The organism is Amycolatopsis sp. CA-126428, assembly GCF_002904335.1.
In the GTDB taxonomy this organism is placed as follows: Bacteria; Actinomycetota; Actinomycetes; order Mycobacteriales; family Pseudonocardiaceae; genus Amycolatopsis.
Map to the genome: position 1 here is coordinate 1 of NZ_PPHF01000158.1, position 24100 is coordinate 24100.

The window sequence follows — 24100 nt, forward strand, 5'->3', positions numbered from 1 at the left end:
CATACGAGGTTCAATACATAAGCTCTACTGGCTTAGTTCACTAGCACACTGTTGAGTTCTCAAGCAACACACTTCGGACCGCCGCGCCGCGAAGCGCTTTGGTCTTCGGCTATTGTTTCAAGCTTTGTTCCAGGGATACCACCCTGGTTCGGGACTACCCACTCTACCACGATCGTAGGAGCTTGGTTCGTGTTCCCGGCGGCCACCCGGTTTCCCTGGCGACTTGGAGAACTTTACATGCCCCCGAAACCCCCTTGCACAGGGGGGTCCCTTTTCTCGCGCCAGGCCGTTGACCTGCACCGATACCGCCGTCAGGCCGGGTGACGCTCGCCGTGCGTCGCGACCACCGTCAGCACGACGAGCGCGGCCGCGAGCCCGGCGGCGACGTGGATCGGCGCCGGAGTGAACGACGCCGCGACGACGAGCGCCGCGGTCACCGGAAACCCGATGGCGATCGGGCGGCATTCGTTCGCCGGGCCGATGTGCAGCAGCCACACGCTCAGCAGGAAGACCGCGGCCGGGACCGTGGTCGCCAGCGCCGCGGCCACCCCGCCGATACCGGGCAGCGCTCCCGTGTCGTAGGCGACCGCCACCTCGAGCCCGGCGCCGACGGCCGCGGCGGAAGCGAAGATGAAGTAGTGGCCGTAGCCCCAGCTCATCGACGTGAACATCGTCGGGCGGCGGACGAGACGCGCGTGCCCCGGCCGGTCGAAGTAGAGCCACCACATCGAGAACACCAGGACGAGCGCCGCCGCGGCCAGGGAGATCAGCGTGCCGAGGTGGCCGGGTTCGGCGGTGGCCTCCTTGATCGCGTTCGTCGCGCTGAGGATCACTTCGCCGAGCACGATCAGGGTGAACAGGCCGTACCGCTCGGCGATGTGGTGCGGGTGCCACGCCGTGCCCTGGCGGCTCTCCGCCCACACCGGCACCGCCATCTCCAGGATCGCGAAGGCGAAGAACGCGTACGGCTGCAGGCCGTGCGGAAGCCACAGGTAGCCGATCCACAGCAGCTGGCAGAAGGCGATCCCCGCGGCGTAGCGGAGTGCCGCCGGGCGGCACTCCGCGTCCGTCCGGGCGGCCCGCAGCCATTGCGCGACCATCGCGAGCCGCATCAGGACGTAGCCGGCGACCATCACCCGGAAGTCACCGTCGAACGCGCGCTCCACCCCGGCCGCGACGGTCAGGCCGCCGGCGATCTGCAGCAGCGTGACCAGCCGGTACGGGACGTCGTCGGTGTCGAACGCCGAGGCGAACCAGCTGAAGTTCAGCCAGCCCCACCAGATCCCGAAGAAGACCAGCGCGAACGAGAACACGCCGTGCGCGACGTGGCCTTCGGCCAGCGCGTGGTGCAGCTGCGCGGCCGCCTGGCCGACGGCGACCACGAAACACAGGTCGAACAGCAGCTCCAGCGGGGTCGCGACGCGGTGGTCCTCGCCGCTGTCGCGGGCGCGCATCGGCCGGTACCACACCCGGTGCGGCAGGTGCTCGGTCATCGGGGCTCCCCGGGCTCGTGCCAGTCGGACGCGGTCATCCCAACATGATCACGAGCCGCGTGGAAGCACGACACGGGTGAAGACGGGCGGGCCCGGTTCCCCCTCCCCCGGGCCCGCCCGCCACCGTCACGCGCCGGCGGGCACCGATGGGCAGCCCTTCCGCGAGTGCCGGACGGTCCCCCGCGGACGCCGACACCCACTGGACGGAAGGTGACCGAGTGTGTCCATTCCCTCGTACTCCGGACGCCTCGATCGCTCAAGCCGGTCACCCCATCCCCGGGTGGCTGACTGATTGCCACTGTCGGTAGCCAAAGCCGCGCAGTGAAGGCTCCATAAGATCTACCCGGTTGCTCTCCGTAGCACCAGTGTCTTTCCGCGCGCGTCACTCGGATGGAGCATCGCGAATCTGCGGAAAGTAGTTTCTCAGCCCCGGTGGACGTCCGCGGCGGAAGCTTCGGCCTGGCGAGCTTCCCGCTCTTGTTCGGAAGCCCGGTGCCGTCGGGCGCGGAGCTCGGCGAGCGCCAGGGCGAGCGCGCCGCACGTCAAGAAGGCCGCGCAGCTGAGCGCGACGGTGAGCGCCACGGGATAGCCGTGGCCGAGGACCATGCCGAAGACCGACGCGAGCACGGCGGTGCCGATCGCCGTGCCGATCCGCTGTCCGGTCTGCAGCGCGCCGCCGGCGACCCCGGCCATCCGGACCGGCACGCACTCCAGCGTCAACGTCGTGTTCGGCGAGATCACCATCCCGCCGCCCACGCCCGCGAACACCAGCGGCAACGCGAAGGCCCAGCCGGACGCCGACGGCGGGACCAGCTGGGCGAGCAGCGCGACGGCCAGCAGCCCGACGGCGACCATGCCCAGCCCGGTGACGGTCAACCGGCGGCCGAAACGCGGCACCAGGCGCCCGGCGACCGCCGCCGACACCGCCGAACCGAGCGCGAACGGCGTCACCGACAGGCCCGACTGCAGCGGCGAGTAGCCGAGGCCCTGCTGGAAGTAGATCGCGAAGACCAGCCAGATCCCGGCGAACCCGCAGAAGTAGAGGGCGCCGACCGCCGCGCCGGTGGCGTAGCCCGGGGTGCCGGTGAACAGGCGGGTGTCGAGCAGCGGGGACCGGCCGCGCCGGACCACCGAGTGCTCCCAGCGCACGAACGCGACCCCGAAGACGACCGCGACGATGAACAGCCACCACATTCGCTTGAGGCCGCCCTGGTCGGCGTCGACGACCGGGAGCAGCACGCCGAGGACGGCGACCGCGAGCAGCACGATGCCGACGAAGTCGATCTCCGAGGAGATCTTGAGCTGTTTCTTCTCGCTGCGGGGCAGCAGCCGCAGCGCGAGGGCGAACGCGAGGACCCCGATCGGGACGTTGACGTAGAACACCCAGCGCCAGCCGTCCTGCGCCCCGAAGACGGCGATGATGAACCCGCCGAGGATCGGGCCGACCGCCGTCGAGATGCCGACGACCGCACCGAACATCCCGAACGCGCGGCCGCGCTCGGCGCCGCGGAAGAGGTCCTGGATCAGGCCGGTGTTCTGCGGGGTGAGCATGCCCGCGGCCACGCCCTGGGCGAGGCGGGCGAGCACCAGCGTGGTCTCGTTCGGGGCCGCGCCGGCCAGTGCGCTGGTGAGGACGAAGGCGGCGAGGGCGCCGAGGAACATGTTCCGGCGGCCGAACGCGTCGCCGAGGCGGCCGCCGGTGACCAGGACCAAGCCGAACGCGAGGGCGTAGCCGGAGACGACCCAGCGGATCCCGCCGCTGCTCGCGTGCAGCCCGGACTGCATCGAGGGGAGGGCGACGTTGACGATGCTGACGTCGAGCAGGCCCATGAACCCGGCCGTGAGCGAGACGGCAAGCGCTTTCCAGCGGCGGGGATCGGGTTCGTACGTCATCGAGGGCAGACCTCACGCGAGTTCATGGGCCGGGGATACCCCACCCAGCAAACACGAAAGGCGGGATCCGCGCGCGTTGTCGGCACGGATCCCGAAGCCTCACGTGGAGGCGGTGATGCCCCGGATGCCCTTCAGCTCGCCGATCAGCATCGAGCTGACCTTGACCGGGTAGTCGTACAGCGCGAAGACCGTCTGGTTCTTGCCCACCAGCTTGAGGTGCACCGGGGTCTCGCCCTTGTGCGCCAGCAGCGTGGACCGCAGCTCGCTCACCACCGACTGGTCGATCTTCTCCGCCGCCGCGAGCAGCACCAGCGGCGGCTCGTCGTCGCCGTTGCCGGTGCCGACCTCCGACAGGTCGAGCGTCGCCAGGCCGCCGCCGAAGATCGACATCTTGTCTTCGCGCCAGTTGACCCGGCCCTTGACCAGGACCGCGTTGTCCTCGATCAGCTCACCGGCGAAGAGCGCGTACGACTTCGGGAAGAACAGCACCTCGAGCGAGGCGTCCATGTCCTCGACCGTGCAGATCGCCCACGGCTCGCCCTTCTTGTTGACCCGCCGCTCGAGCGAGGTGATCAGCCCGGAGATCACCAGCTCGCCTTCCTTCGGCGGATCGTTGAGGATGCTCGCGATCGGCTTGGGGGCGTGCTTGCGCAGGATCCGCTCGGCGCCGTCCAGCGGGTGCGCCGAGACGTACAGGCCGAGCATCTCGCGCTCGTAGGCGAGCAGCTGCTTGCGCGGGTACTCCTCCTCGCCGAACTTCAGGTGCGCCAGCGGGGACGACGACGGCGCTGCCTCCCCCTCCTCGCCGCCGAAGCCGAACAGGTCGAACTGGCCCATCGCCTCCTGGCGCTTGAGCGGGACGACGGCTTCGACCGCGTCCTCGTGGACTTGGATCATCGACAGCCGCGTGTGGCCGAGGGAGTCGAACCCGCCCGCCTTGATCAGCGACTCGATGACCCGCTTGTTGCAGGCCACGAGCTCGGACTTGTCGAGGAAGTCGGTGAAGGAGGCGTACTTGCCCTTCTCCTCGCGGGTCTTGATGATCGACTCGACGACGTTCGCGCCGACGTTGCGGACCGCGCCGAGGCCGAAGCGGATGTCGTCCCCGACGGCCGCGAAGCGCAGGGCCGATTCGTTGACGTCCGGCGGCAGCACCTTGATGCCGAGCCGGCGGCACTCGGACAGGTAGACCGCCGACTTGTCCTTGTTGTCGCCGACCGACGTGAGCAGGGCGGCCATGTACTCGGCCCGGAAGTTCGCCTTGAGGTAGGCGGTCCAGTACGAGATCAGGCCGTACGCGGCCGCGTGGCTCTTGTTGAACGCGTACCCGGCGAACGGGAGGATCGTGTCCCAGAGCGCCTTGATCGCCTCGGGCGAGAAGCCGCCGGGCCGCAGGTCACTGGCCCGCATGCCGGCCTCGAAGCCCTCGTACTCCTTGTCGAGGACTTCTTTCTTCTTCTTGCCCATCGCGCGGCGGAGCACGTCCGCGCGCCCCATCGTGTACCCGGCCACCTTCTGGCCGATGTGCATGATCTGCTCTTGGTACACGATCAGGCCGTAGGTGTCGGCCAGGATCTCCCGCAGCGGCTCGTCGAGCTCCGGGTGGATCGGCTTGACCTTCTGCCGGTTGTTCTTGCGGTCGGCGTAGTCGTTGTGCGCGTTCATGCCCATCGGGCCGGGGCGGTACAGCGCGCCGACCGCGACGATGTCGTCGAACACCGTGGGCTCCATGCGCCGCAGCAGGTCGCGCATGGGGCCGCCGTCCAGCTGGAACACGCCGAGCGTGTCGCCGCGGGCCAGCAGCTTGTACGTCTCCGGGTCGTCCATGCCGAGCCGGTCGAGGTCGATGTCGACCCCGCGGTTGGCCTTGATGTTGTCGATCGCGTCACCGATGACGGTGAGGTTGCGCAGGCCGAGGAAGTCCATCTTCAGCAGGCCGATGGCCTCGCACGACGGGTAGTCCCAGCCGGTGATGATCGAGCCGTCGTCACGCTGCCACAGCGGGATCGCGTCGGTCAGCGGGTCGCAGGACATGATGACCGCGCAGGCGTGGACGCCGGCGTTGCGGATCAGGCCCTCGAGGCCGCGGGCGGTCTCGAAGATCGTCTTGCACTCGTCGTCGGTCTCGACGAGCGCGCGGACCTCGGCGGCCTCGCCGTAGCGCTCGTGCTTGTTGTCGACGATGCCCGAGAGCGGGATGTCCTTCGCCATGATCGGCGGCGGCAGCGCCTTGGAGATCTTGTCCGCGATCGCGTAGCCCGGCTGGCCGAAGTGGACGCGCGCGCTGTCCTTGATCGCGGCTTTCGTCTTGATCGTGCCGAAGGTGATGACCTGGGCGACCTTGTCCGAGCCGTACTTGTCGGTCGCGTACCGGATCATCTCGCCGCGCCGGCGGTCGTCGAAGTCGATGTCGATGTCGGGCATCGAGACGCGCTCGGGGTTCAGGAACCGCTCGAACAGCAGCTTCTGCGGGATCGGGTCCAGGTTGGTGATACCGAGGACGTACGCGACCAGCGAACCGGCGGCCGAACCACGGCCGGGACCGACCCGGATGCCGACCTTGCGGGCGTAGCTGATGAGGTCGGCGACGATCAGGAAGTAGGCCGGGAAGCCCTTGCCGATGATGACGTCGAGCTCGATCTCGATGCGCTCGTTGTAGGACTCGTCCGGCACGCCGTCCGGGAAGCGCCACTTGAGCCCGCGCTGGACCTCTTCGCGCAGCCAGCCGCCCTGGTCGTACCCCTCCGGCACCTCGAAGAACGGCAGCCGGTCCTTGTGCGAGTAGACGTCTTCGTAGGACTCGACGCGCTCGGCGATCAGCAGCGTCGTGTCGGCCGCGCCGGGGACCTCCTTGTCCCAGTACTCGCGCATCTCGGCGGCGGACTTGAGGTAGTAGCCGTCGCCGTCGAACTTGAACCGGGTCGGGTCGTTGAGGGTCTTGCCGGCCTGGACGCACAGCAGCGCCGAGTGCGTGTCGGCCTGGTCCTTGGTGACGTAGTGCGAGTCGTTGGTGGCGATCGGCTTGAGGTCGAGCAGCCGGCCGACCTCCAGCAGGCCCTCGCGGACCGACCGCTCGATCGGCAGGCCGTGGTCCATCAGCTCGAGGAAGAAGTTGTCGGCGCCGAAGATGTCCTTGTAGTCGGACGCGGCCTGGATCGCCGCCTCCTTCTGGCCCAGCCGCAGCCGGGTCTGCACCTCGCCCGAGGGGCAGCCGGTGGTCGCGATGATCCCGGAGTGGTTCTCGGCGATCAGCTCGCGGTCCATCCGGGGCTTGCGGTAGTAGCCCTGCATGCTGGCCAGCGAGGACAGCTTGAAGAGGTTCCGCAGCCCGGTGGCGTTCTGCGCGAGCATGGTCATGTGGGTGTACGCGCCGGCGCCCGAGACGTCGCCGCCCTCACCGAGCTCGTCGGAGCCGCGCTGGTTCGACTGGCCCCAGAAGACCGGCTTCTTGTGGAACCGCGACTCCGGCGCGATGTACGCCTCGATCCCGATGATCGGCTTGAGGCCGTGCTTCTTCGACTGCTGGTAGAACTCGTCGCCGCCGTACATGTTGCCGTGGTCGGTCATGCCGACCGCGGGCATGCCGAGGCGCGCCGCCTCCGCGAAGAGGGGAGCGATCTTCGCCGCACCGTCGAGCATCGAGTACTCGGTGTGGACGTGCAGGTGGACGAAAGAATCGTTCGACACCAGCGAAAACCTCCCCTAGGTGGATCGGACCGGCGCGCCCGGGTCTCTCACCTTATCCCGCGCTCACCGGGCTCGATTGTGCGCCTCGGCGGGGCCGGACCGGAGCACCGACGCGCGGCCCCTTCGAGCGGAAACGATCACGACACGCGCCGCTGCCACCCGGTCACGCGCGGACGCGGGTCGTGAGTGGTAAGGCGGGTTCTAACCCGCCTTACCACTCACGAGCACGACGGTGAGGTGGGCCACAGGGCGCGGAGTTCGCGTTGACACCGGCGACGCCGGGACCGAGCATTCCCGCCATGAACCTGTCTGACAGCCAGACAGCCGGACAAGGTGGTCCTCGCCGGGTGAGTGCCATGGAAGCCGTGCTGGCCCACCTGCGCTCCACGATCGAACGCGGCGAGTACGCCATCGGCGACAAACTCCCCTCCGAAGCCGCCCTGAGCAGGGAGTTCGAAGTCAGCCGGTCGGTGATCCGGGAAGCCCTCCGCGGTCTCCAGGCGCTCGGCATGACCGAGTCGAAGACCGGCAAGGGCACCTTCGTCACCGCCACCGGCCCGGCCGACAACCCCACCTTCGGGCCCTATTCGGCCCGCGACCTCATCGAGGTGCGTCGGCACGTCGAGATCCCGGTCGCCGGGTACGCGGCCGTGCGGCGGAGCCAGGACGACCTCGACCTGCTCGCCCACCTGCTCGACCGGATGGACGCCGAGACCGACAACACCGCCTGGGTGGCCCTCGACTCGCTCTTCCACATCACCATCGCGCAGGCCTCGGGCAACCCGGTGTTCGGGAAGGTGATCGAGGAGATCCGGGACGCGCTCGCCCGCCAGTCCGCCTTCCTCAACCAGCTCGGCGACCGGCGGCGCCGGTCGAACATCGAGCACCGGGAGATCGTCACCGCCATCGAAAGCGGTTCCGAAAAGCAAGCCGTCGAAGCCATGACGGCGCACCTGCAGCACGTCGAAGCCACTCTGACCAGCATCGTGAACGGGGAGCAGTGACCGAACAGACCCTCACGGCCGCCACCACCACCGATGCGGGCGACGCCGGGTACAGCAAGGCCCTGAAGTCCCGGCACGTCAACATGATCGCCATCGGCGGGGCGATCGGCACCGGCCTCTTCCTCGGCGCGGGCGGGCGGCTCGCCCAGGCCGGGCCGGCGCTGGCGATCGTCTACGGCGTCTGCGGGCTCTTCGCCTTCTTCGTCGTCCGCGCGCTCGGCGAGCTGATCCTGTACCGGCCCTCCAGCGGCGCCTTCGTCTCCTACGCCCGCGAGTTCATGGGCGAGAAGGGCGCGTACGTCGCCGGCTGGATGCACTTCCTGAACTGGTCGACCACCGGCATCGCCGACATCACCGCGATCGCGCTGTACGCGCACTTCTGGTCGTTCTTCTCGCCGATCCCGCAGTGGGTCCTCGCGCTGATCGCCCTCGCCGTCGTCCTGACGCTGAACATGGTGTCGGTGAAGCTGTTCGGCGAGATGGAGTTCTGGTTCGCCATCATCAAGGTCGCCGCGCTCGTGCTGTTCATGGTGATCGGCATCTTCCTGCTGGTGACGCAGACGCCGATCGACGGCGTCGCGGGCGGCCCGCAGCTGATCGCCGACCACGGCGGGATCTTCCCGTCCGGGCTGCTGCCGATGGTGCTGATCGTGCAGGGCGTGGTGTTCGCCTACGCCTCGGTCGAGCTGGTCGGCGTCGCCGCGGGCGAGACCGAGCACCCGGAGAAGATCATGCCGAAGGCGATCAACTCCATCATGTGGCGCATCCTGGTCTTCTACGTCGGCTCGGTCGTGCTGCTGGCGATGCTGCTGCCGTGGAGCTCCTACACCAAGGACCAGAGCCCGTTCGTCACCGTGCTCTCGCACCTGGGCGTGCCCGCGGCGGACAGCGTGATGAACCTGGTCGTGCTCACCGCGGCGCTGTCCAGCCTGAACTCCGGGCTGTACTCGACCGGCCGCATCCTGCGGTCGATGGCGGTGGCGGGCTCGGCCCCGAAGTTCACCGGCGTGATGAACCGCAACCACGTGCCCTACGGCGGGATCCTGCTCACCGCGGCCGTCTGCGTGCTCGGCGTCGGGCTCAACTACCTGGTGCCGAAGGAAGCCTTCGACATCGTGCTGAACTTCGCCGCGATCGGCATCCTGGCCACCTGGGCCATCATCGTGCTCTGCCACCTGCTGTTCGTGCGCAAGGCGAAGCGCGACGGCCTCGAGCGGCCGTCGTTCCGGCTCCCGTTCTCGCCCTGCACCGAGATCGCGACGCTGGTGTTCCTCGCCGCCGTCGTGGTGCTGATGGGCTTCGACGAGACCGGCCGGATCACCCTGCTGGCGCTGCCGGCGATCGCCGTCGCCCTGGTCGTGGGCTGGTTCGGCGTCCGCAAGCGGATCGACATGCGCGCGTTCGACGAGGAGGGCCGGTGAGCCACGCACCCCTCGTCGAGCTGATCCGCGACGGGCTGGTCGAGGGCGTCCACCACGGCTCGGCCGTGGTGCTCGCCCCGGACGGCTCGACGCGGTTCGCCGCCGGGGACGTCGACACGCCGATGTACCCGCGGTCGACGGCGAAGCCGCTGCAGGCCACCGCGATGGCGCGGCTCGGCCTGCGCCTGTCCCCGGCCGGCTTCGCCATCGCCGCGGCCAGCCACTCCGGCGAGCCGATGCACCTCGACGCCGCGCTCGAGGTGCTCGACGGCCGCTCCCCGGACCTGCTGGGCAACCCCGCGGACTTCCCGTTCGACCCGGCCGAGCGGGACAGCTGGATCGCCGCCGGCCGGGCCCCGGCGCGGCTCGCGCACAACTGCTCCGGCAAGCACGCGGCGATGCTCGCGACCTGCGAGCTGAACGGCTGGGCCACCGACGGCTACCTCGACCCGGCCCACCCGCTGCAGCGCGCGATCGCCGCCACCTTCGAGGACCTGACCGGCCGCGGCATCGCGCGGGTCGCGGTCGACGGCTGCGGCGCACCGCTCTTCGCGACGACGCTGCGGGGGCTCGCGACGGCCGTGTCGAAGATCGCCACGGCCGCGCCCGGCACGCCGGAGGGCCTGGTCGCCGACGGGATCCGGCGGCACCCGGAGCTGGTCGGCGGCAACCGCCGGGACGTCACCGCCGTCATGCGCGCGGTGCCCGGGCTGATCGCCAAGGACGGGTTCGAGGCCGTCCAGGTTGCCGCGCTGCCGGACGGCACGGCGATCGCGGTCAAGATCGCCGACGGCGGGGACCGGGCGCGGTACCCCGTGCTGGCCGCGCTGCTCGGGCTGGGCGGGGTGGCCGTCCCGCCCGGCCCGGACAACCTCCGTTTCACCCTTTCCGTGGGGAGCACCGTATGACCACCCGCCGCGAGCACGACCTGCTGGGCGACAAGGACGTCCCCGCGGACGCGTACTGGGGTGTGCACACCGCCCGCGCCCGCGAAAACTTCCCCATCACCGGCACGACGATCGCCGCGTACCCGCACCTGGTCGAGGCGCTGGCCTCGGTGAAGGAGGCGGCCGCGCGCGCCAACGCCGAGCTGGGCCTGCTCTCCCCCGCCATCGCCGACGCGATCCGCGCGGCCTGCCGGGAGATCCGCGAAGGCGCGCTGCACGGCGAGTTCGTCGTCGACGTCATCCAGGGCGGCGCCGGGACGTCGACCAACATGAACGCCAACGAGGTGATCGCGAACCGCGCGCTCGAGCTGCTCGGGCACGCGAAGGGCGACTACCACGTCCTGCACCCCAACGAGCACGTCAACCTCTCGCAGTCTACGAACGACGCCTACCCGACCGCGGTCAACGTCGCGACGATCATCGCCGTGCGCGAACTGTCCGAGTCGATGGTCGTGCTGGAGAAGGCGTTCGCGGCCAAGGCCGTCGAGTTCCACGACGTGCTGAAGATGGGCCGCACGCAGCTGCAGGACGCCGTGCCGATGACGCTCGGCCAGGAGTTCGGCACCTACGCGGTGATGCTCGGCGAGGACCGGCTGCGGCTGGGCGAGGCCGTCGCGCTGCTGCACGAGATCAACCTCGGCGCGACCGCGATCGGCACCGGCCTCAACGCCGCGCCGGGCTATGCCGAAGCGGCGTGCCGCCACCTGCGCGAGATCACCGGGCTGCCGGTCGTCACCGCGGCCGACCTGGTCGAGGCCACCCAGGACTGCGGCGCGTTCGTGCACCTTTCGGGTGTCCTCAAGCGGATCGCGGTCAAGCTGTCGAAGAGCTGCAACGACCTGCGGCTGCTGTCCTCGGGGCCGCGTGCCGGGCTCAACGAGATCAACCTGCCGCCGGTGCAGGCCGGGTCGTCGATCATGCCCGGCAAGATCAACCCGGTGATCCCCGAGGTGGTCAACCAGGTCGCGTTCGAGGTGATCGGCAACGACGTCACCGTGACGATGGCCGCCGAAGCGGGGCAGCTGCAGCTCAACGCGTTCGAGCCGATCATCCTGCACTCGCTTTCGGAGAGCATCACGCACCTGGGCGCGGCCTGCCGGACGCTGGCCACGAAGTGCGTTTCCGGGATCACCGCGAACGTGGACGTCCTGCGCGCCTACGTCGAGAACTCGATCGGCCTGGTCACGGCGCTCAACCCGAGCATCGGCTACGCGGCCGCGACGGAGATCGCGAAGGAGGCCCTGGAAACCGGGCGCGGGGTCGCCGAGCTCGTCGTCGAGAAGGGCTTGATCCCGGCCGAAGAGCTGGCGAGGCTGCTGCGGCCGGAAACCCTCGCGCGCGCGAACTGAGGTACGGTCGGATCCGGATGGATCTACTCCACTTCGGAAGGCGGCCGCCCGTGCTGGACCGACTTGTCGACAAGCTGCTCGGCCTCCCCCGCACCGAAGGCCCCAAGCCGGTCGTGACGCGCGACCTCGCCGTGCCGATGCCCGACGGCGTCACGCTGCTCGCCGACCGGTACGCCCCGGACGGGACGACGCCGGCGCCGGTCGTGCTGATCCGCACGCCGTACGGGCGCAAGGGCCTGGCCTCGAAGCTCTTCGGCGAAACCTTCGCGCGGCACGGGCTGCAGACGGTCGTCCAGAGCACCCGCGGCTCGTTCGGCTCCGGCGGCGAGTTCCGGCCCTTCCACCTCGAACGCGAGGACGGGCTCGCCACCGCCGAGTGGCTGCGGGCCCAGCCGTGGTGCGACGGGAACCTCGGCATGGCCGGCGCCAGCTACCTCGGGCACACGCAGTGGGCGGTCGGGCCGTACCTCGACCCGCCGCTGGCGGCCATGTGCCTCGGGGTGACGGCGTCGGAGTTCGTCTCGACGTTCTACCCGGGCGGCGTGCTCGCGGCGGACAACATGGTCTCGTGGTCGGCGATGATCGGCCGCCAGGAGGAACGCTTCGCCGCGCTGCCGAACCCGCTGCAGACGCGCAAGACCCGCCGGGCGATGGCGCACCTGCCGATCAGCGGCGCCGACGTCGCCGCGATCGGGAAGCCGGTGCGGTTCCTCCAGGACGTCGCCGAGCACTTCGTGCCCGGCGACGAGTACTGGGCGATGTCCGACCACAGCGCCGAAGTGGCGCGGCTCGACGTCCCGGTGTCGATGGTCACCGGCTGGTACGACCTGTTCATCGGCTCGCAGCTGCGCGACTTCCGGCTCCTCGCCGACGCGGGCAAGGCGCCGCGGATCACGATCGGGCCGTGGGCGCACGGCGAGCCCGCGAGCATGGGCCCGATGATCCGCGACCAGCTCGGCTTCCTGCGCGCGCACCTGCTCGGCGACCGCACCCAGCTGCAGCGGGCCCCGGTCCGGCTGTTCCTCCAGGGCGCCGGGACGTGGCTGGACTTCGAGTCCTGGCCGCCGCCGTCGAAGGCGACCGAGGCGCACCTGCGGCCGATCGGCGGCCTCGGCGAGGTCGCGACCGACCCGGCGCTGCCGACGCCGTTCACCTACGACCCGGCCGATCCGACGCCGGCGGTCGGCGGCCCGCTGCTGACGGGCGAGTGGAAGCAGCGGGACAACCAGGAGGTCGAGGCCCGGCCGGACGTGCTGGTGTTCACCGGCGAGCCGCTGCCGGCGGACCTCGACGTCATCGGCGAGGTGTCAGCGACCGTGCACGTGCGCACCGAGCTGGGCCACGCCGACGTCTACGTCCGGCTGTGCGACGTCGATGCCGGCGGTGTCTCCCGCAACGTGACCGACGGAATCCTGCGGCTGCGCCCGGGCGTCCCGTCGGCCGACCCCGACGGGGTGGTGACCGCGGAAGTGACGCTCGACCCGACGGCGTACCGCTTCGGCCGCGGCCACCGCCTGCGCGTCCAGGTGGCGGGCGGCGCGTTCCCGCGCTTCGCCCGCAACCACGGCACGGGCGAGCCGGTCACCTCGGCGGTGACCGGGAAGCCGAACCGCTTCGAGGTGTTCCACGACGCGGCGCGGCCGTCCCGGATCACGCTGCCGGTGTTCAGCAGCTGACCACGCGGTGGTGGCTGGTCACCCGGCCGTCGTCGTGGAGGACGTGCAGCAGCAGGGCCGGCGGGCGGTCGTGGTCCAGCGGGCCGCCTTCGGCCCAGCCGCGGTCCGCGCCCGGCTCGATCGGGAGCAGCGAGCCCGAAACGACGCCCGGTGCGATGCGCAGCGGAACTCCGGCGAACGTCGTCGAGGCGCCGGTGTGCACGTGCCCGGCCAGCAGCGCCGCCACTCGCGGGTGCCGTTCCAATACCGGAGCCAGCCGCTCCGAGCCGGTCTGCCGGATCGCGTCCACCAGCGGGACGCCGACCTCCACCGGCGGGTGGTGGAACGCGACGAACGCCGGGCCGTCACCGCCGGAGAGGACGCCGTCGAGCCACGCCAGGGTCTCGTCGGACAGGAAACCCGCGCCGTGGCCCGGGATCGTCGAGTCGCACAGCGCGAACAGCACCCCGCCGATCTCCTGCGCCAGGTCGATCGGGCCGTCCGAAGCCGGCAGGTCGAGCAGTCCCGTGCGGAACGCCGCGCGGACGTCGTGGTTGCCCGGGCACACCAGCACCGGCGCCGGGTGCTTCAGCAGCTCGGCGGCGCGCGCGTACTCCTCCGCCGTGCCGTGGTCGGCGATGTCGCCGGTGACGACGACGGCGTCGACCGGCCGCGCCAGCCCGCCGAGGTAGCCCATCACCGCCGCGACGCGCTCTTCCGCCCGCGGGTCGCCGTCGAGGTGCAGGTCGCTCAGGTGCGCGATGATCATCTTTCGTCCTTCCCCAGGTACGCCAGTGCCTTGACCCAGTTGGCGACGAGCACCGCCGACGCGGCCGTCAGGTCGCCGGCACGCAGGGCCGCGGCGATGCGGCGGTGTTCCTCGATGCTCTCCCCGGCGTGGTCGTGCCGGGCGAAGTACGCCGATTCGTAGCGTTTGAGCAGCGGCTTGGTCTGCTCGATCAGCCGCAGCAGGTGCGGGTTCGGGCAGCGCGACAGCAGCAGCGCGTGCCATCGTTCGTCCAATGCGGACAGATCACCGCCGTCCGCGCGTGCCATCTCGCCGGCGACGGCGTCGAGCGCGTCCGGCAGCCCGGCCAGCTCGACCGGCGACGTCCAGCGCAGCGCGAGGGCTTCCAGCTCGGCCACCAGCGGGTAGAGCCGGCGCGCCTCGTCCGGGTCGAACGGCGGCACCAGGAACCCCCGGCCGGGCGCGGAGACCAGCAGGCCGCGATCGGCGAGCCCGATCAGCGCCTCCCGCAGCGGCGTCCGGCTGACGCCGAGCTCGCGCGCCAGGTGCACCTCGTTGACGCGGGACCCGGCCGCGAGCCGCCGGTCGAGCACGCGGGCGGTGATCTGCTCGAGGAGGTCGCTGCGCAACGGGGTGCGGGCCATGCCGGGCAGTATTGCATACAATAACTTACTACTGTATTCAGTTCGTATGAGCTTCGACGTCGAACGTGCGCGCCGCGAGACCCCCGGCTGCGCCGAAGTGGTCCACTTCAACAACGCGGGCGCCGCGCTGCCCCCGGCCGTCGTGACCGACACCGTCGTCGAGTACCTGCGCCACGAAGCGCTGGTCGGCGGGTACGAAGCCGCCGCCGGAGCCGCCGACCGCCTCGACGCGGTGTACGCGTCGGTGGCCCGGCTGCTCGGCGCCGGCACCGACGACATCGCGCTCACCGACAACGCGACCCGCTCCTGGCAGGCGGTGTTCTACGCGCTGCCGTTCGGCCCCGGCGACCGGATCCTGACCTCGCGGGCGGAATACGCCAGCAACGCGATCGCGTTCCTGCAGGTCGCCCGGCGCACCGGCGCGGTCGTCGAGGTGATCGGCGACGACGAATCCGGGCAGCTGGACGTCGAGGAGCTGAGCCGGCGCGTCGACGGCGACGTCAAGCTGATCGCCGTCAGCCACGTGCCCACCCAGGGCGGCCTGGTCAACCCGGCCGAGGAGATCGGCGCGGTCGCCGAGGCGGCCGGCATCCCCTTCCTGCTGGACGCGTGCCAGTCGGCGGGCCAGCTCGACCTCGACGTCACGCGCTTGAAGTGCGACGCGCTGTCGGGAACCGGCCGCAAGTACCTGCGCGGCCCGCGCGGCACCGGGTTCCTCTACGTGCACCCGCGGCTGCGCGAGCGGCTGGAGCCGGCGATGCTCGACCTGCATTCGGCGAGCTGGGAGTCGCCGACGGAGTACGTCGTCGACCCGACCGCCAAGCGCTTCGAGGTGTGGGAGCGTGACTTCGCCGCGGCGTGCGGCCTCGGCGCGGCCATCGACTACGCGCTCGACTGGGGTTTGCCGGCCATCGAAGAGCGGGTCGCTTCGCTGGCCGCCACCCTGCGGGAGCGGCTGACCGAAGCCGGTGCCCAGGTCCACGACGCCGGGGCCAAGAAGTGCGGCCTGGTCACGTTCAGCGTCGAGGGCACCCCGGCCGCGGACATCAAGGCGCGGCTGGCGGAGGCGAACATCAACACGTCCCTGTCGACGCGGACCTCGGCGCAGTTCGACTTCACCGCGCGGGCGCTGCCGGACCTGGTCCGGGCTTCGGTGCACTACTACAACACCGAGGACGAGATCGACCTGCTGGTGCGGGAGATCGAGAAGCTCTAGAAGGCGTTCACGCCGGTCAGCTCGGCCGAGAGGGTCCACAGCCGCTCGGCCTGCACCGGGTCGATCGCGTAGTCCTTCACGCCCGTGCGGGTGCCGTCGGCGGGCGCGGGCTCGGCGATGTCGCAGTCCTCGAGGTAGACGCCGCCGAGGCCGTCGAGCTGCGGCGAGGTCGCCGCCCAGACCTGCGTCGCGGCGCCCTGCTCCGGCGTCTTCGCCCCGCCGGTGACGCGGCCGGACTCGTCGACCATGCCCGCGTCGACGAGCTCCTGCCGGTCCAGGTGGCGCACGAGGTCGGTGAGGATCCGGCCCGGGTGCAGGGCGAACGCGCGGACACCGTGGTCGCGCGCGAGCCGGTCGAGGTGGACGGCGAAGAGCACGTTCGCGGTCTTGGCCTGGCCGTAGGCGAGCCACTTGTCGTAGCCGCGCTCGAAGTTCAGGTCGTCGAAGCGCACCGGGCCGTAGTGGTGGCCGCGTGAGGACACCGAAACCACGCGCGCGCCCGGCGTGAACGCCGGCCGGAGCCGGTTCACCAGCGCGAAGTGCCCGAGGTGGTTGGTGGCGAACTGCGCCTCCCAGCCCGGCCCGACGCGGGTCTCGGGCGACGCCATGATCCCGGCGCTGCCGATGAAGAGGTCGATTCCGCGCCCCGACGTGGCGAACCGCTCGGCGAACGCGCGGACGCTGCCGAGGTCGGCGAGGTCGAGTTCGTCGATCTCGACGTTTTCGAAGCCCCGCAAGGCTTCTTCAGCTGTGGCGCGGCGCCGGGCCGGGACGACGACGTGCGCGCCCGCTGTGGTCAGTGCCCGGGTGGTCTCCAGGCCGATGCCGGAGTAGCCGCCGGTGACGATCGCGAGCCGGCCGGCCAGGTCGAGGCCGGCCACGACCTCGGCCGCCGTGGTGGTGGCGCCGAACCCCGAGCCGAGCTTGTGCTGTGCGGTGGTCATGTCCCCGAAGCTAGGCCCTGGAGCGCACTCCAGCGCAAGTTCAGCCCTTGAGCAGCTGCCGCGCGATCACGAGCTTCTGGATTTCGCTGGTCCCTTCGTAGATCCGGAACAGCCGCGCGTCGCGGTAGATGCGCTCGACCGTCACGCCACGGACGTACCCGGTCCCGCCGTGGACCTGCACCGCGCGGTCCGCGACCCGGCCGAGCATCTCGGTGCAGAACAGCTTCGCCGACGACGGCCCGAGCCTGCGGTCCTCGCCCGAGTCGTACTTCGCCGCGGCTTCGTGGACCATCGCGCGGCCCGCCGCGAGTTCGGCGTGGGACTCCGCGAGCAGCGCCTGCACCAGCTGGTACTCGCCGATCACCCGGCCGCCCTGGCGGGCCGTCCGCGCGTACTCGACGGCTTCGGCGAGCGCCCGCTCGGCCAGGCCGACACACAGCGCGGCGATGTGCAGGCGGCCGCGGGCCAGCGAAGCCATCGCGATGCCGAACCCCTTGCCCTCTTCGCCGATCAGCGCTTCGCCGGCCAGCTCGACGTCGTCGAAGACCACTTCCGACGTCCACGCGCCGGCTTGGCCCATCTTGGCGTCGTGCGGGCCGACGGTGACGCCGGGCGCGCCCGCGGGCACGAGGAACGCGGAAATGCCGTGGCTGCCGCGGCTTTCCGGATCGGTGCGCGCGAACGCGACGAACACTTCGGCGAGCGGCGCGTTGGTGATGAACCGCTTGGTGCCCGACAGCCGGTACCGGTCGCCGTCGCGGACGGCGCGGCTGGTCAGGCCACCCGGGTCCGAGCCCGCCTCGGCTTCGGTGAGCGCGAACGACGCGATCGCCTGCCCCGCCGCCAGCCGCGGCAGCCAGTGGGTGCGCTGCTCCGGCGTCCCGTGGTGCACGATCGCCTGGCCGGCGATGCCGTTGTTGGTGCCAAACAGGGACCGGAAGGCCGGCGTCGTCCAGCCGAGCTCGATCGCCAGCCGGACGTCTTCGGCCATGCCCAGGCCGAGCCCGCCGTACTCTTCCGGCAGCGCCCAGCCGAACAGGCCCAGTTCCGCGGCCTTTTCCCGGATTTCCGCGGGAATTTCGTCCCGTTCGTCGATTTCGGCCTCGCGCGGCACGACCTCCTTGCGCACGAAGTCCCGCGCCGCGCCGAGGACCTGCCCGAAAACGTCCGCGTCCATGCGTCGGCACGCTACCCGGATCACTGCCCCCACGGGCACGGCCGGACGCGGTAGCTTGGGCGGATGCGCAAGCAGATCACTGTTCTCGCCGCCGCAGCGCTCGCCGCCGTCCTGCTGCCGTCCACCGCTTCCGCGACGCCCGGCAGCGGCGTCAGCGGCACGATCCTGGCCCAGAAGACCATCGGCCACACGGATTACACGCTGCGGGAGATCACCGTCCAGCCCGGCGGGTACACCGGCTGGCACTTCCACGACGGCACGCTCTACGCGTACGTGAAGGCCGGAACGCTGACGCACAACCTGGCCGACTGCAGCATCGACGGCATCTTCACCACCGGGCGCGCGTTCACCGAGAAGCCCGACCAGGTGCACATCGGCCGCAACCTCGGGTCGACGCCGCTGGTGCTGGAAGTCCTGTACGTCCTCCCGGCGGGCAGCCCGCTGTCGGAGGACGCCCCGAACCCCGGCTGCGGCTTCTAGTCCGCCAGCCAGCCCGCCGCGTCGAGCCGGTACGCCGCCGGGCCGACGACCGCGCGAAGGTCGTTCTCGAGCGCGGTGATCCGGTCCGCGCCCACCGTGCGCGCCCAGTCCGCGCGCAGCTCGTCGAAGATGTCCGCCGACTTCCTGAGCGCGTCGATGCCGTGCTCGGTCAAGCGGACGATCTTGCGGCGCGCGTCCGCCGGGTCGTCGGCTCGCTCGGCGTACCCGAGCGCCTCGAGCCGGTCGACGGTCTTGCCCGCCGCCTGCTTGGAAACGCCGAGGCGGCGGCCGATCTCCGACGCTGTCGCGCCCTGGACGCCGACGGCCTGCATCGCGAAGCCGTACGACGGCCGGACGTCGGGGTGGCCGCGGCGGGCGAGCTCGGTGTGCAAGCGGTCGATGAGCGTGCGGAAGCCGCCGAAGAGCAGGAAGGGCAGCTCGTAGCCCGGCGTGTCGGTCATGACCTCTTGCCAAACTCGACAACCAGGTTTACTGTTTCGACAACCACGTTGTCGAACCTACTCTGCCCACCTTGGGAGTCACCTTGTTCGCCGATCACACCCCGGAGTCTGCACCCCCCGCCGCGCGCCCCGCGATGACGGCCACCGCGAAGAAGTTCGGCCGCGTGCCGTCGGCCGTCGCCCGGCTGGCGACCTCACCGGAACTGCTCAACGGGTTCCTCAAGCTCAGCGCGATCTTCGAAGCCACGACCCTGACGGCACTGGAACGCGAAGTGCTGATCATGGCGGTGGCCGCGCGCAACGAGTGCCACCTCTGCGTGGCGATGCACACGGCCACGCTGACCCGCCTGTCCGCCGCCCCCGAACTGGTGGCGGCGCTGCGGGCGGAATCCCCGCTTCCGGAGCCGCGGCTGGAGGCCCTGCGCGTCTTCGTCCACGCGGTCATGGACACCAGGGGCGAAGTCCCGGCCGAGGGACTGGCGGCGTTCACCGGCGCCGGCTACACGCAGCGGAACGCCCTGGAGGTGGTGCTGGGAATCGGGACGTACACGCTGTCCACGTTCGCGAACCGCCTCACCCGCGCCCCACTCGACGACGTCTTCGCCGAGCACGCCTGGCACGCGGCGTGAGCCCGGTCAGCGGGGCACGACGGTGCGGCCGTTCGCGTCGCCTTCGACGAGTCCGCGGTAGGCCTCGGCGACGACCGCCACCGGCGTCCCGCCGCGACCGTCCTCCCCCATCGCTACGAGGGTTTCGCTGATCCAGCCAGGGCTGACGACGTTGATCCGCGGCCCGCGCGGCAGCTCGGCGGCGGCCGACCGGACGAAGCCCTCGAGCCCGGCATTGACGAGCGCGCCGAGCCCGCTGCCCGGGATCGGCTCGGTGAACGTCCCGCCGGTGAGCGTGATCGAGCCCCCGGCGGACAGGCGCCGCGCCGCGCGCCGGGCGAGCGCGACCTGGCCGAGCAGCTTGGCGCGAAGGTCGTCGAGCACCTGCGCGTCGGTCAGCTCGGTGAGCGGGCGCAGCGGCACGTTGGCGGCGCAGCACACGACGGCGTCCGGGCCGGTCTCGAAGAGCGCGTCGAGCGATGCCGGGTCGTTCAGGTCCGCACCGACCGGCGACGTCCGCGAGACGGGCAAGACCTCGTGGCGTGGTTCGAGGGCGGCGGCGACGGCTCGTCCGACGAGCCCGGTGGCGCCCAGCAGGAGGATCTTCACGCCTTCGAAGCTAGCCCCGGCAACCGCGATTCCGCCGTCCCGAAAAAATCTTCGCCACCCGTGTCCGGTCCCCCGCGCCGGCTCCGACCCCCTGGCAAACAAACCACGGAGAAGGAGCGGACATGGAGAAGCCGGCCGGACGGCGGGAGTGGCTGGGACTGGCGGTCCTGGTGCTGCCCACCCTGCTCGTCGCGATGGACATGACCTCGCTGTTCCTCGCGCTGCCGCAGCTGAGCGCGGATCTCGGCGCCAGCAGTACCGAACAACTGTGGATCACCGACAGCTACGGCTTCGTCGTCGCCGGGTTCGTCATCACCATGGGCACGCTCGGCGACCGGATCGGGCGGCGACGGCTCCTGCTGGCGGGCGGCGGTGCCTTCGGGCTCCTGTCGATCGTCGCCGCGTTCTCGACCGGGCCGGTGATGCTCATCGTCGTCCGGGCGGCGCTCGGGGTCGCCGGGGCGACGCTGATGCCGTCGACGCTCGCCTTGATCACGAACATGTTCCGCGACGAGAAGCAGCGCGGGAAAGCCATCTCGATCTGGGCCACCTGCCAGTTCGCGGGCGGCGCGGCCGGTCCGGTGTTCGCCGGCTTCCTGCTCCAGCACTTCTCGTGGAGCTCGGTGTTCCTGGTCGCCGTCCCGGCCGTGGCCGTCCTTCTCGTGGCAGGCCCGGTGCTGCTGCCCGAGTTCCGCGCGCCGGCGTCCGGGCGGCTGGACCTGCCCGGGGTGGCGCTCTCGCTGGCCGCGGTGCTGCTGATCGTGTTCGGCCTCAAGCAGCTGGCGACCGGCTCGCTCGTCCTGCCGCTCGCGGCGATCGCCACCGGGACGCTGCTGGGCACCGTCTTCGCCCGCCGTCAGCTCACGACCGCGTCGCCGCTGCTGGACCTGCGGCTGTTCCGGAACCGCCCGTTCACCGCGGTGCTGGTCGCGCTGGTGTTCGCGGGCGTCGCGATGGCCGGCGTCGGCCTGCTGGTGACGCAGTACCTGCAGAGCGTCCTCGGCCACTCCCCGCTCGTTTCGGCGCTGCTGTTCGCGCCGATGGGCCTGGGCGTGGCGGCGGGCACGATGACGGCACCGGCGTTGACCCGGTACGTCACCCCGCCCACGGCGATCGCGGGCGGCCTGGCCCTGTCGGCGGCGGGCAGCCTCCTGCTGACCGTCACCGGCGGGCTGGTGCCGGTCGTGGTGGGCATCACGGTGCTGACGCTGGGCACGGGCCCGCTGTTCGCACTGGGCATCGGCCTGGTGGTGGGATCGGTCCCGCCGGAGCGCGCGGGCTCGGCGGCCTCGATGGCCGACACCGGCAACTACCTCGGCGGATCGCTGGGCATGGCGTTGATCGGCCTGACGGCGTCGGCGGTGTACCACGGAGTGTTCCCGGCGGGGACGACTCTCGCGGTCGACGTCACCCGGCCGGCTGTGGCCGAGCAGGCGAAAGAGGCGTTCACGACGGCGCTGAACGTGACGGGCGTGATCGCGGCGGCGCTGTTCGCGGGGCTGGCGTTGCTGGTGACGTCGATGCGCCGGACGGCCGTCGTCCCCGTACCGGCCATGGCGGAGTGACGCACACGCGTCCGCGGTACCCGGCGGATCTCCGCGATCGAGGCATAGGTAGATCCACTCAGACGGCGTCTGCGTAGATCCTCCCGACTTGCATTTCCCCTGCTCAAGCGGCTATCGCACAGTTGTTCCCGCTTGATGTCATACCTTAGAGTGACAGAGCTGCTACAAACCGGGGAGGGCATTGTGAGCACGGGTTATCAGGTGGTGATCACCAAGATCCGCCATACCGGACAAGCCGCAGGGCGGGTGGCTGACGGCCTGCGCAGCGCGGGGTGCACGGCGGCCGTACCCAGTGGCGATTTGGGGATGCCGGGGTCGCGCGCAGCGCTGAAGATGGCTGAAGTCAAACACGTTTTGGTGTACCGGCAACAGAGATTCGAATCCCGGCTGGACAAGCATGCGGCCAACATGACCACGGCTGCTGACCACTACGCGGCGCAGGAGTCGGCAGCAGCCGCAGACCTCTCCACGCGGGCCACGGGTCCGGTGGAGGCCGGCTGATGGTCACCTGGTCTGACGTGACGCGGTGGAGCCCCGCCGTCTTGCAAGGCGCCGTCGGTGACCTCAATGCCGCCTACAACAAGCTGGTGGCCTGCTCGGACGACCTGAGGGCTGTCAACACGCCAGAGGGCTGGCACGGCGAGGCCGCCGACACCGCGGCGAAGGAAGTCAACGGCATCATCGACGGCCTCGAGGAATATGCCGCGGACCTCGCTGCTCTGCGCCGGAGGGCGGGCGACGTCGGCGACGCCATCACGGGCGTTCAGAACGGCGTCAGGGAAGCCGAGGCGATCGCTGCACACAACCACTTCACCATTGCCGGTGACGGCGCGATCGTGGACAACGGGGCGCCCGAGGTGCCGGAGGATCAGCGCGAACCGGTAGCCGAAGAACGCGGCCGCATCGCCGAGGAGCTCAAGGATCGCGTCGAGGAAGTTTTGCGGCAGGCGACGAACATCGACGAAGACCTGTGCGCAGTGCTCGACCTCATCCGGGCCGGCCAGGTCATCGATGCCACAGCCAACGACAACGAGCACACGAGCCTGGCCGCAGCCGGTAACTCCGGAGCCGCCAACGCTGCTCCCTCGATCATGCCTCCGCCGGCGGTCGACGCGGACCCGTCGATGAACGCGGCCTGGTGGGCGGCGCTGTCGGACAAGGAGCGGCAGGAACTGATCGCCCGACACCCCGACTGGGTGGGGAACCGGGACGGCATCAAGGCCGTCGATCGCAGCAACGCCAATCTGGTCCTCGTCGAGCAGGAGAAGCGCAGTTTCGCTGCGGAACTCGACCGGCTGCGGCGCGACGGCGGCGACTCCGGCGAGATCGCCCGGGTCGAAGAACGGCTCAAAGCACTTGATGCGATCTCCGGCATGATGCACGACCCGGACGGCAGCCTGAACCCCCACCGCCAGCTGATGTCCGTGGACATGACCGGCGACCACCCCAAGGCCGCCATCGCCAACGGCGATGTCGACACGGCACAGCATGTCGCCGTCTTCACCCCCGGCATGAACAGCACGGTGGACGGCAACATGCACGGCTACGTCGACGACATGGACAGCGTCCAACGCAGCGCGGAGCGGATGCTCGCCACCCAAGGCGGCGGCACGGTCGCCACCGTGACGTGGATCGGCTACGAGCCCTCGTCCTTCGACGACAAGGGCTCGCTGACGGGGCTCATCACCAGCGAGAACGCCAACATCGGCGGCGACAAGCTGGCGCGGTTCGACCAGGGCATCGACGCCGCTCGCCCGACGGACCCGCACTTCACCGCCCTCGGGCACTCGCAGGGATCCATCGTGACCGGCATCAGCCTGACCCACGGCGGCACGGGCGTCGATGACGCGGTGGTGTTCGGCTCGCCGGGCGTGGCGGACCACTTCGGCATCGACAACACCGCTCATGACCTCAAGGTGCCGGGCGGCCACGCGTACAACATCACGGCCGGCGGTGACCCTGTCGCGCAATGGGTGCCTGAAACGTGGCGCTACGGCGCGGCCCCCTACGCGATGGACGGCATGACTCAACTGTCGGCCGGCGCAGCCACCGGCTCGGACGGTGCCCCTCTGGCCGCGTCATACGGACACAGCGAGTACACCCGGACGCTGCCGGATGGCAGCGACACCACCAGCAAGCACAACATTGCGGCCATCGTGGCGGGTATGCCGCAGCTTGCGATACCCGCACGGTAGGAAG

The 24100-nt window shown here is 70.6% G+C and carries 20 protein-coding genes; 11 read left to right on the top strand and 9 right to left on the bottom strand.

The annotated features are described in order from the left end of the window. Window positions 1-311: 311 nt before the first annotated feature. The 3 genes from C2L58_RS40755 to dnaE form a co-directional block, all read right to left on the bottom strand. The gene (locus tag C2L58_RS40755) at window positions 312-1493 is read right to left on the bottom strand and encodes a low temperature requirement protein A (RefSeq protein WP_103342962.1); all 1182 of its coding nucleotides are present in this window, start codon (window positions 1491-1493) and stop codon (window positions 312-314) included. A 423-nt stretch (window positions 1494-1916) separates the two neighbouring features. Beyond that, window positions 1917-3386 carry an MFS transporter gene (locus C2L58_RS40760; RefSeq protein WP_103342963.1) on the bottom strand — a complete coding sequence of 490 codons (1470 nt, stop codon included), beginning with the start codon at window positions 3384-3386 and terminating at the stop codon, window positions 1917-1919. 99 nt (window positions 3387-3485) lie between these two features. Beyond that, on the bottom strand, window positions 3486-7073 hold the full coding sequence (dnaE, locus tag C2L58_RS40765) for a DNA polymerase III subunit alpha (protein ID WP_103342964.1): 3588 nt from the start codon (window positions 7071-7073) through the stop codon (window positions 3486-3488). Window positions 7074-7429: 356 nt separating this feature from the next. Here dnaE and C2L58_RS40770 point away from each other — a divergent pair, with 356 nt between their 5' ends. The 5 genes from C2L58_RS40770 to C2L58_RS40790 are packed head-to-tail and all read left to right on the top strand — an operon-like array spanning window position 7430 to window position 13470. Beyond that, window positions 7430-8077 (top strand): FadR/GntR family transcriptional regulator, encoded by a 648-nt coding sequence (locus C2L58_RS40770; RefSeq protein ID WP_103342965.1) that lies wholly within the window; start codon window positions 7430-7432, stop codon window positions 8075-8077. Beyond that, complete coding sequence (locus C2L58_RS40775) at window positions 8074-9498, top strand: amino acid permease (RefSeq protein WP_103342966.1); 1425 nt, start codon at window positions 8074-8076, stop codon at window positions 9496-9498. The genes C2L58_RS40770 and C2L58_RS40775 overlap by 4 nt, the downstream gene beginning before the upstream one ends. Next, the gene (locus C2L58_RS40780; RefSeq protein WP_103342967.1) at window positions 9495-10406 is read left to right on the top strand and encodes an asparaginase; all 912 of its coding nucleotides are present in this window, start codon (window positions 9495-9497) and stop codon (window positions 10404-10406) included. The genes C2L58_RS40775 and C2L58_RS40780 overlap by 4 nt, the downstream gene beginning before the upstream one ends. Continuing rightward, entirely contained in the window at window positions 10403-11794 is a 1392-nt protein-coding gene (gene aspA, locus C2L58_RS40785; RefSeq protein ID WP_103342968.1) for an aspartate ammonia-lyase, read from the top strand. Before C2L58_RS40780 ends, aspA begins: the two co-directional genes overlap by 4 nt. A gap of 50 nt (window positions 11795-11844) precedes the next feature. Next, the gene (locus C2L58_RS40790) at window positions 11845-13470 is read left to right on the top strand and encodes a CocE/NonD family hydrolase (RefSeq protein WP_103342969.1); all 1626 of its coding nucleotides are present in this window, start codon (window positions 11845-11847) and stop codon (window positions 13468-13470) included. On the opposite strand, the gene C2L58_RS40795 is transcribed toward C2L58_RS40790, so the two are convergent. Beyond that, window positions 13460-14218: a metallophosphoesterase gene (locus C2L58_RS40795; RefSeq protein WP_103342970.1), complete on the bottom strand. Its 759-nt coding sequence runs from the start codon at window positions 14216-14218 to the stop codon at window positions 13460-13462. The two genes, C2L58_RS40790 and C2L58_RS40795, sit on opposite strands and share 11 nt — an antisense overlap. Further along, window positions 14215-14841 (bottom strand): GntR family transcriptional regulator, encoded by a 627-nt coding sequence (locus C2L58_RS40800; RefSeq protein WP_103342971.1) that lies wholly within the window; start codon window positions 14839-14841, stop codon window positions 14215-14217. Before C2L58_RS40800 ends, C2L58_RS40795 begins: the two co-directional genes overlap by 4 nt. A 46-nt stretch (window positions 14842-14887) precedes the next feature. Here C2L58_RS40800 and C2L58_RS40805 point away from each other — a divergent pair, with 46 nt between their 5' ends. Then, window positions 14888-16057, top strand: coding sequence for an aminotransferase class V-fold PLP-dependent enzyme (locus tag C2L58_RS40805; protein ID WP_103342972.1), 1170 nt, complete (start codon window positions 14888-14890; stop codon window positions 16055-16057). Here the strand turns inward: C2L58_RS40805 and C2L58_RS40810 are convergent. Together C2L58_RS40810 and C2L58_RS40815 are read right to left on the bottom strand one after the other, a co-directional pair. Beyond that, window positions 16054-17001, bottom strand: a complete 948-nt coding sequence (locus tag C2L58_RS40810; RefSeq protein WP_103342973.1) for an SDR family NAD(P)-dependent oxidoreductase — start codon at window positions 16999-17001, stop codon at window positions 16054-16056. The genes C2L58_RS40805 and C2L58_RS40810 overlap by 4 nt on opposite strands. 40 nt (window positions 17002-17041) lie before the next feature. Further along, window positions 17042-18178, bottom strand: coding sequence for an acyl-CoA dehydrogenase family protein (locus C2L58_RS40815; RefSeq protein WP_103342974.1), 1137 nt, complete (start codon window positions 18176-18178; stop codon window positions 17042-17044). 63 nt (window positions 18179-18241) lie between these two features. Between C2L58_RS40815 and C2L58_RS40820 the strand changes: the two genes are divergently transcribed. Then, entirely contained in the window at window positions 18242-18658 is a 417-nt protein-coding gene (locus C2L58_RS40820) for a cupin domain-containing protein (RefSeq protein WP_103342975.1), read from the top strand. Here the strand turns inward: C2L58_RS40820 and C2L58_RS40825 are convergent. Next, on the bottom strand, window positions 18655-19119 hold the full coding sequence (locus C2L58_RS40825; protein ID WP_103342976.1) for a MarR family winged helix-turn-helix transcriptional regulator: 465 nt from the start codon (window positions 19117-19119) through the stop codon (window positions 18655-18657). The genes C2L58_RS40820 and C2L58_RS40825 overlap by 4 nt on opposite strands. 134 nt (window positions 19120-19253) lie before the next feature. On the opposite strand from C2L58_RS40825, the gene C2L58_RS40830 reads away from it, so the two are divergent. Then, window positions 19254-19748: a carboxymuconolactone decarboxylase family protein gene (locus C2L58_RS40830; RefSeq protein WP_199191680.1), complete on the top strand. Its 495-nt coding sequence runs from the start codon at window positions 19254-19256 to the stop codon at window positions 19746-19748. A gap of 6 nt (window positions 19749-19754) precedes the next feature. On the opposite strand, the gene C2L58_RS40835 is transcribed toward C2L58_RS40830, so the two are convergent. Continuing rightward, a complete protein-coding gene (locus C2L58_RS40835) occupies window positions 19755-20336 on the bottom strand; it encodes a short chain dehydrogenase (protein WP_103342978.1) in 582 nt (193 codons plus the stop codon). 122 nt (window positions 20337-20458) lie between these two features. Here C2L58_RS40835 and C2L58_RS40840 point away from each other — a divergent pair, with 122 nt between their 5' ends. From C2L58_RS40840 to C2L58_RS40850, 3 genes are all read left to right on the top strand, one after another. After that, on the top strand, window positions 20459-21901 hold the full coding sequence (locus tag C2L58_RS40840) for an MFS transporter (RefSeq protein WP_103342979.1): 1443 nt from the start codon (window positions 20459-20461) through the stop codon (window positions 21899-21901). A 183-nt stretch (window positions 21902-22084) separates the two neighbouring features. After that, complete coding sequence (locus tag C2L58_RS40845; protein ID WP_233226203.1) at window positions 22085-22402, top strand: hypothetical protein; 318 nt, start codon at window positions 22085-22087, stop codon at window positions 22400-22402. Continuing rightward, window positions 22402-24096, top strand: a complete 1695-nt coding sequence (locus C2L58_RS40850; RefSeq protein ID WP_103342981.1) for an alpha/beta hydrolase — start codon at window positions 22402-22404, stop codon at window positions 24094-24096. The genes C2L58_RS40845 and C2L58_RS40850 overlap by 1 nt, the downstream gene beginning before the upstream one ends. Window positions 24097-24100: the final 4 nt, after the last annotated feature.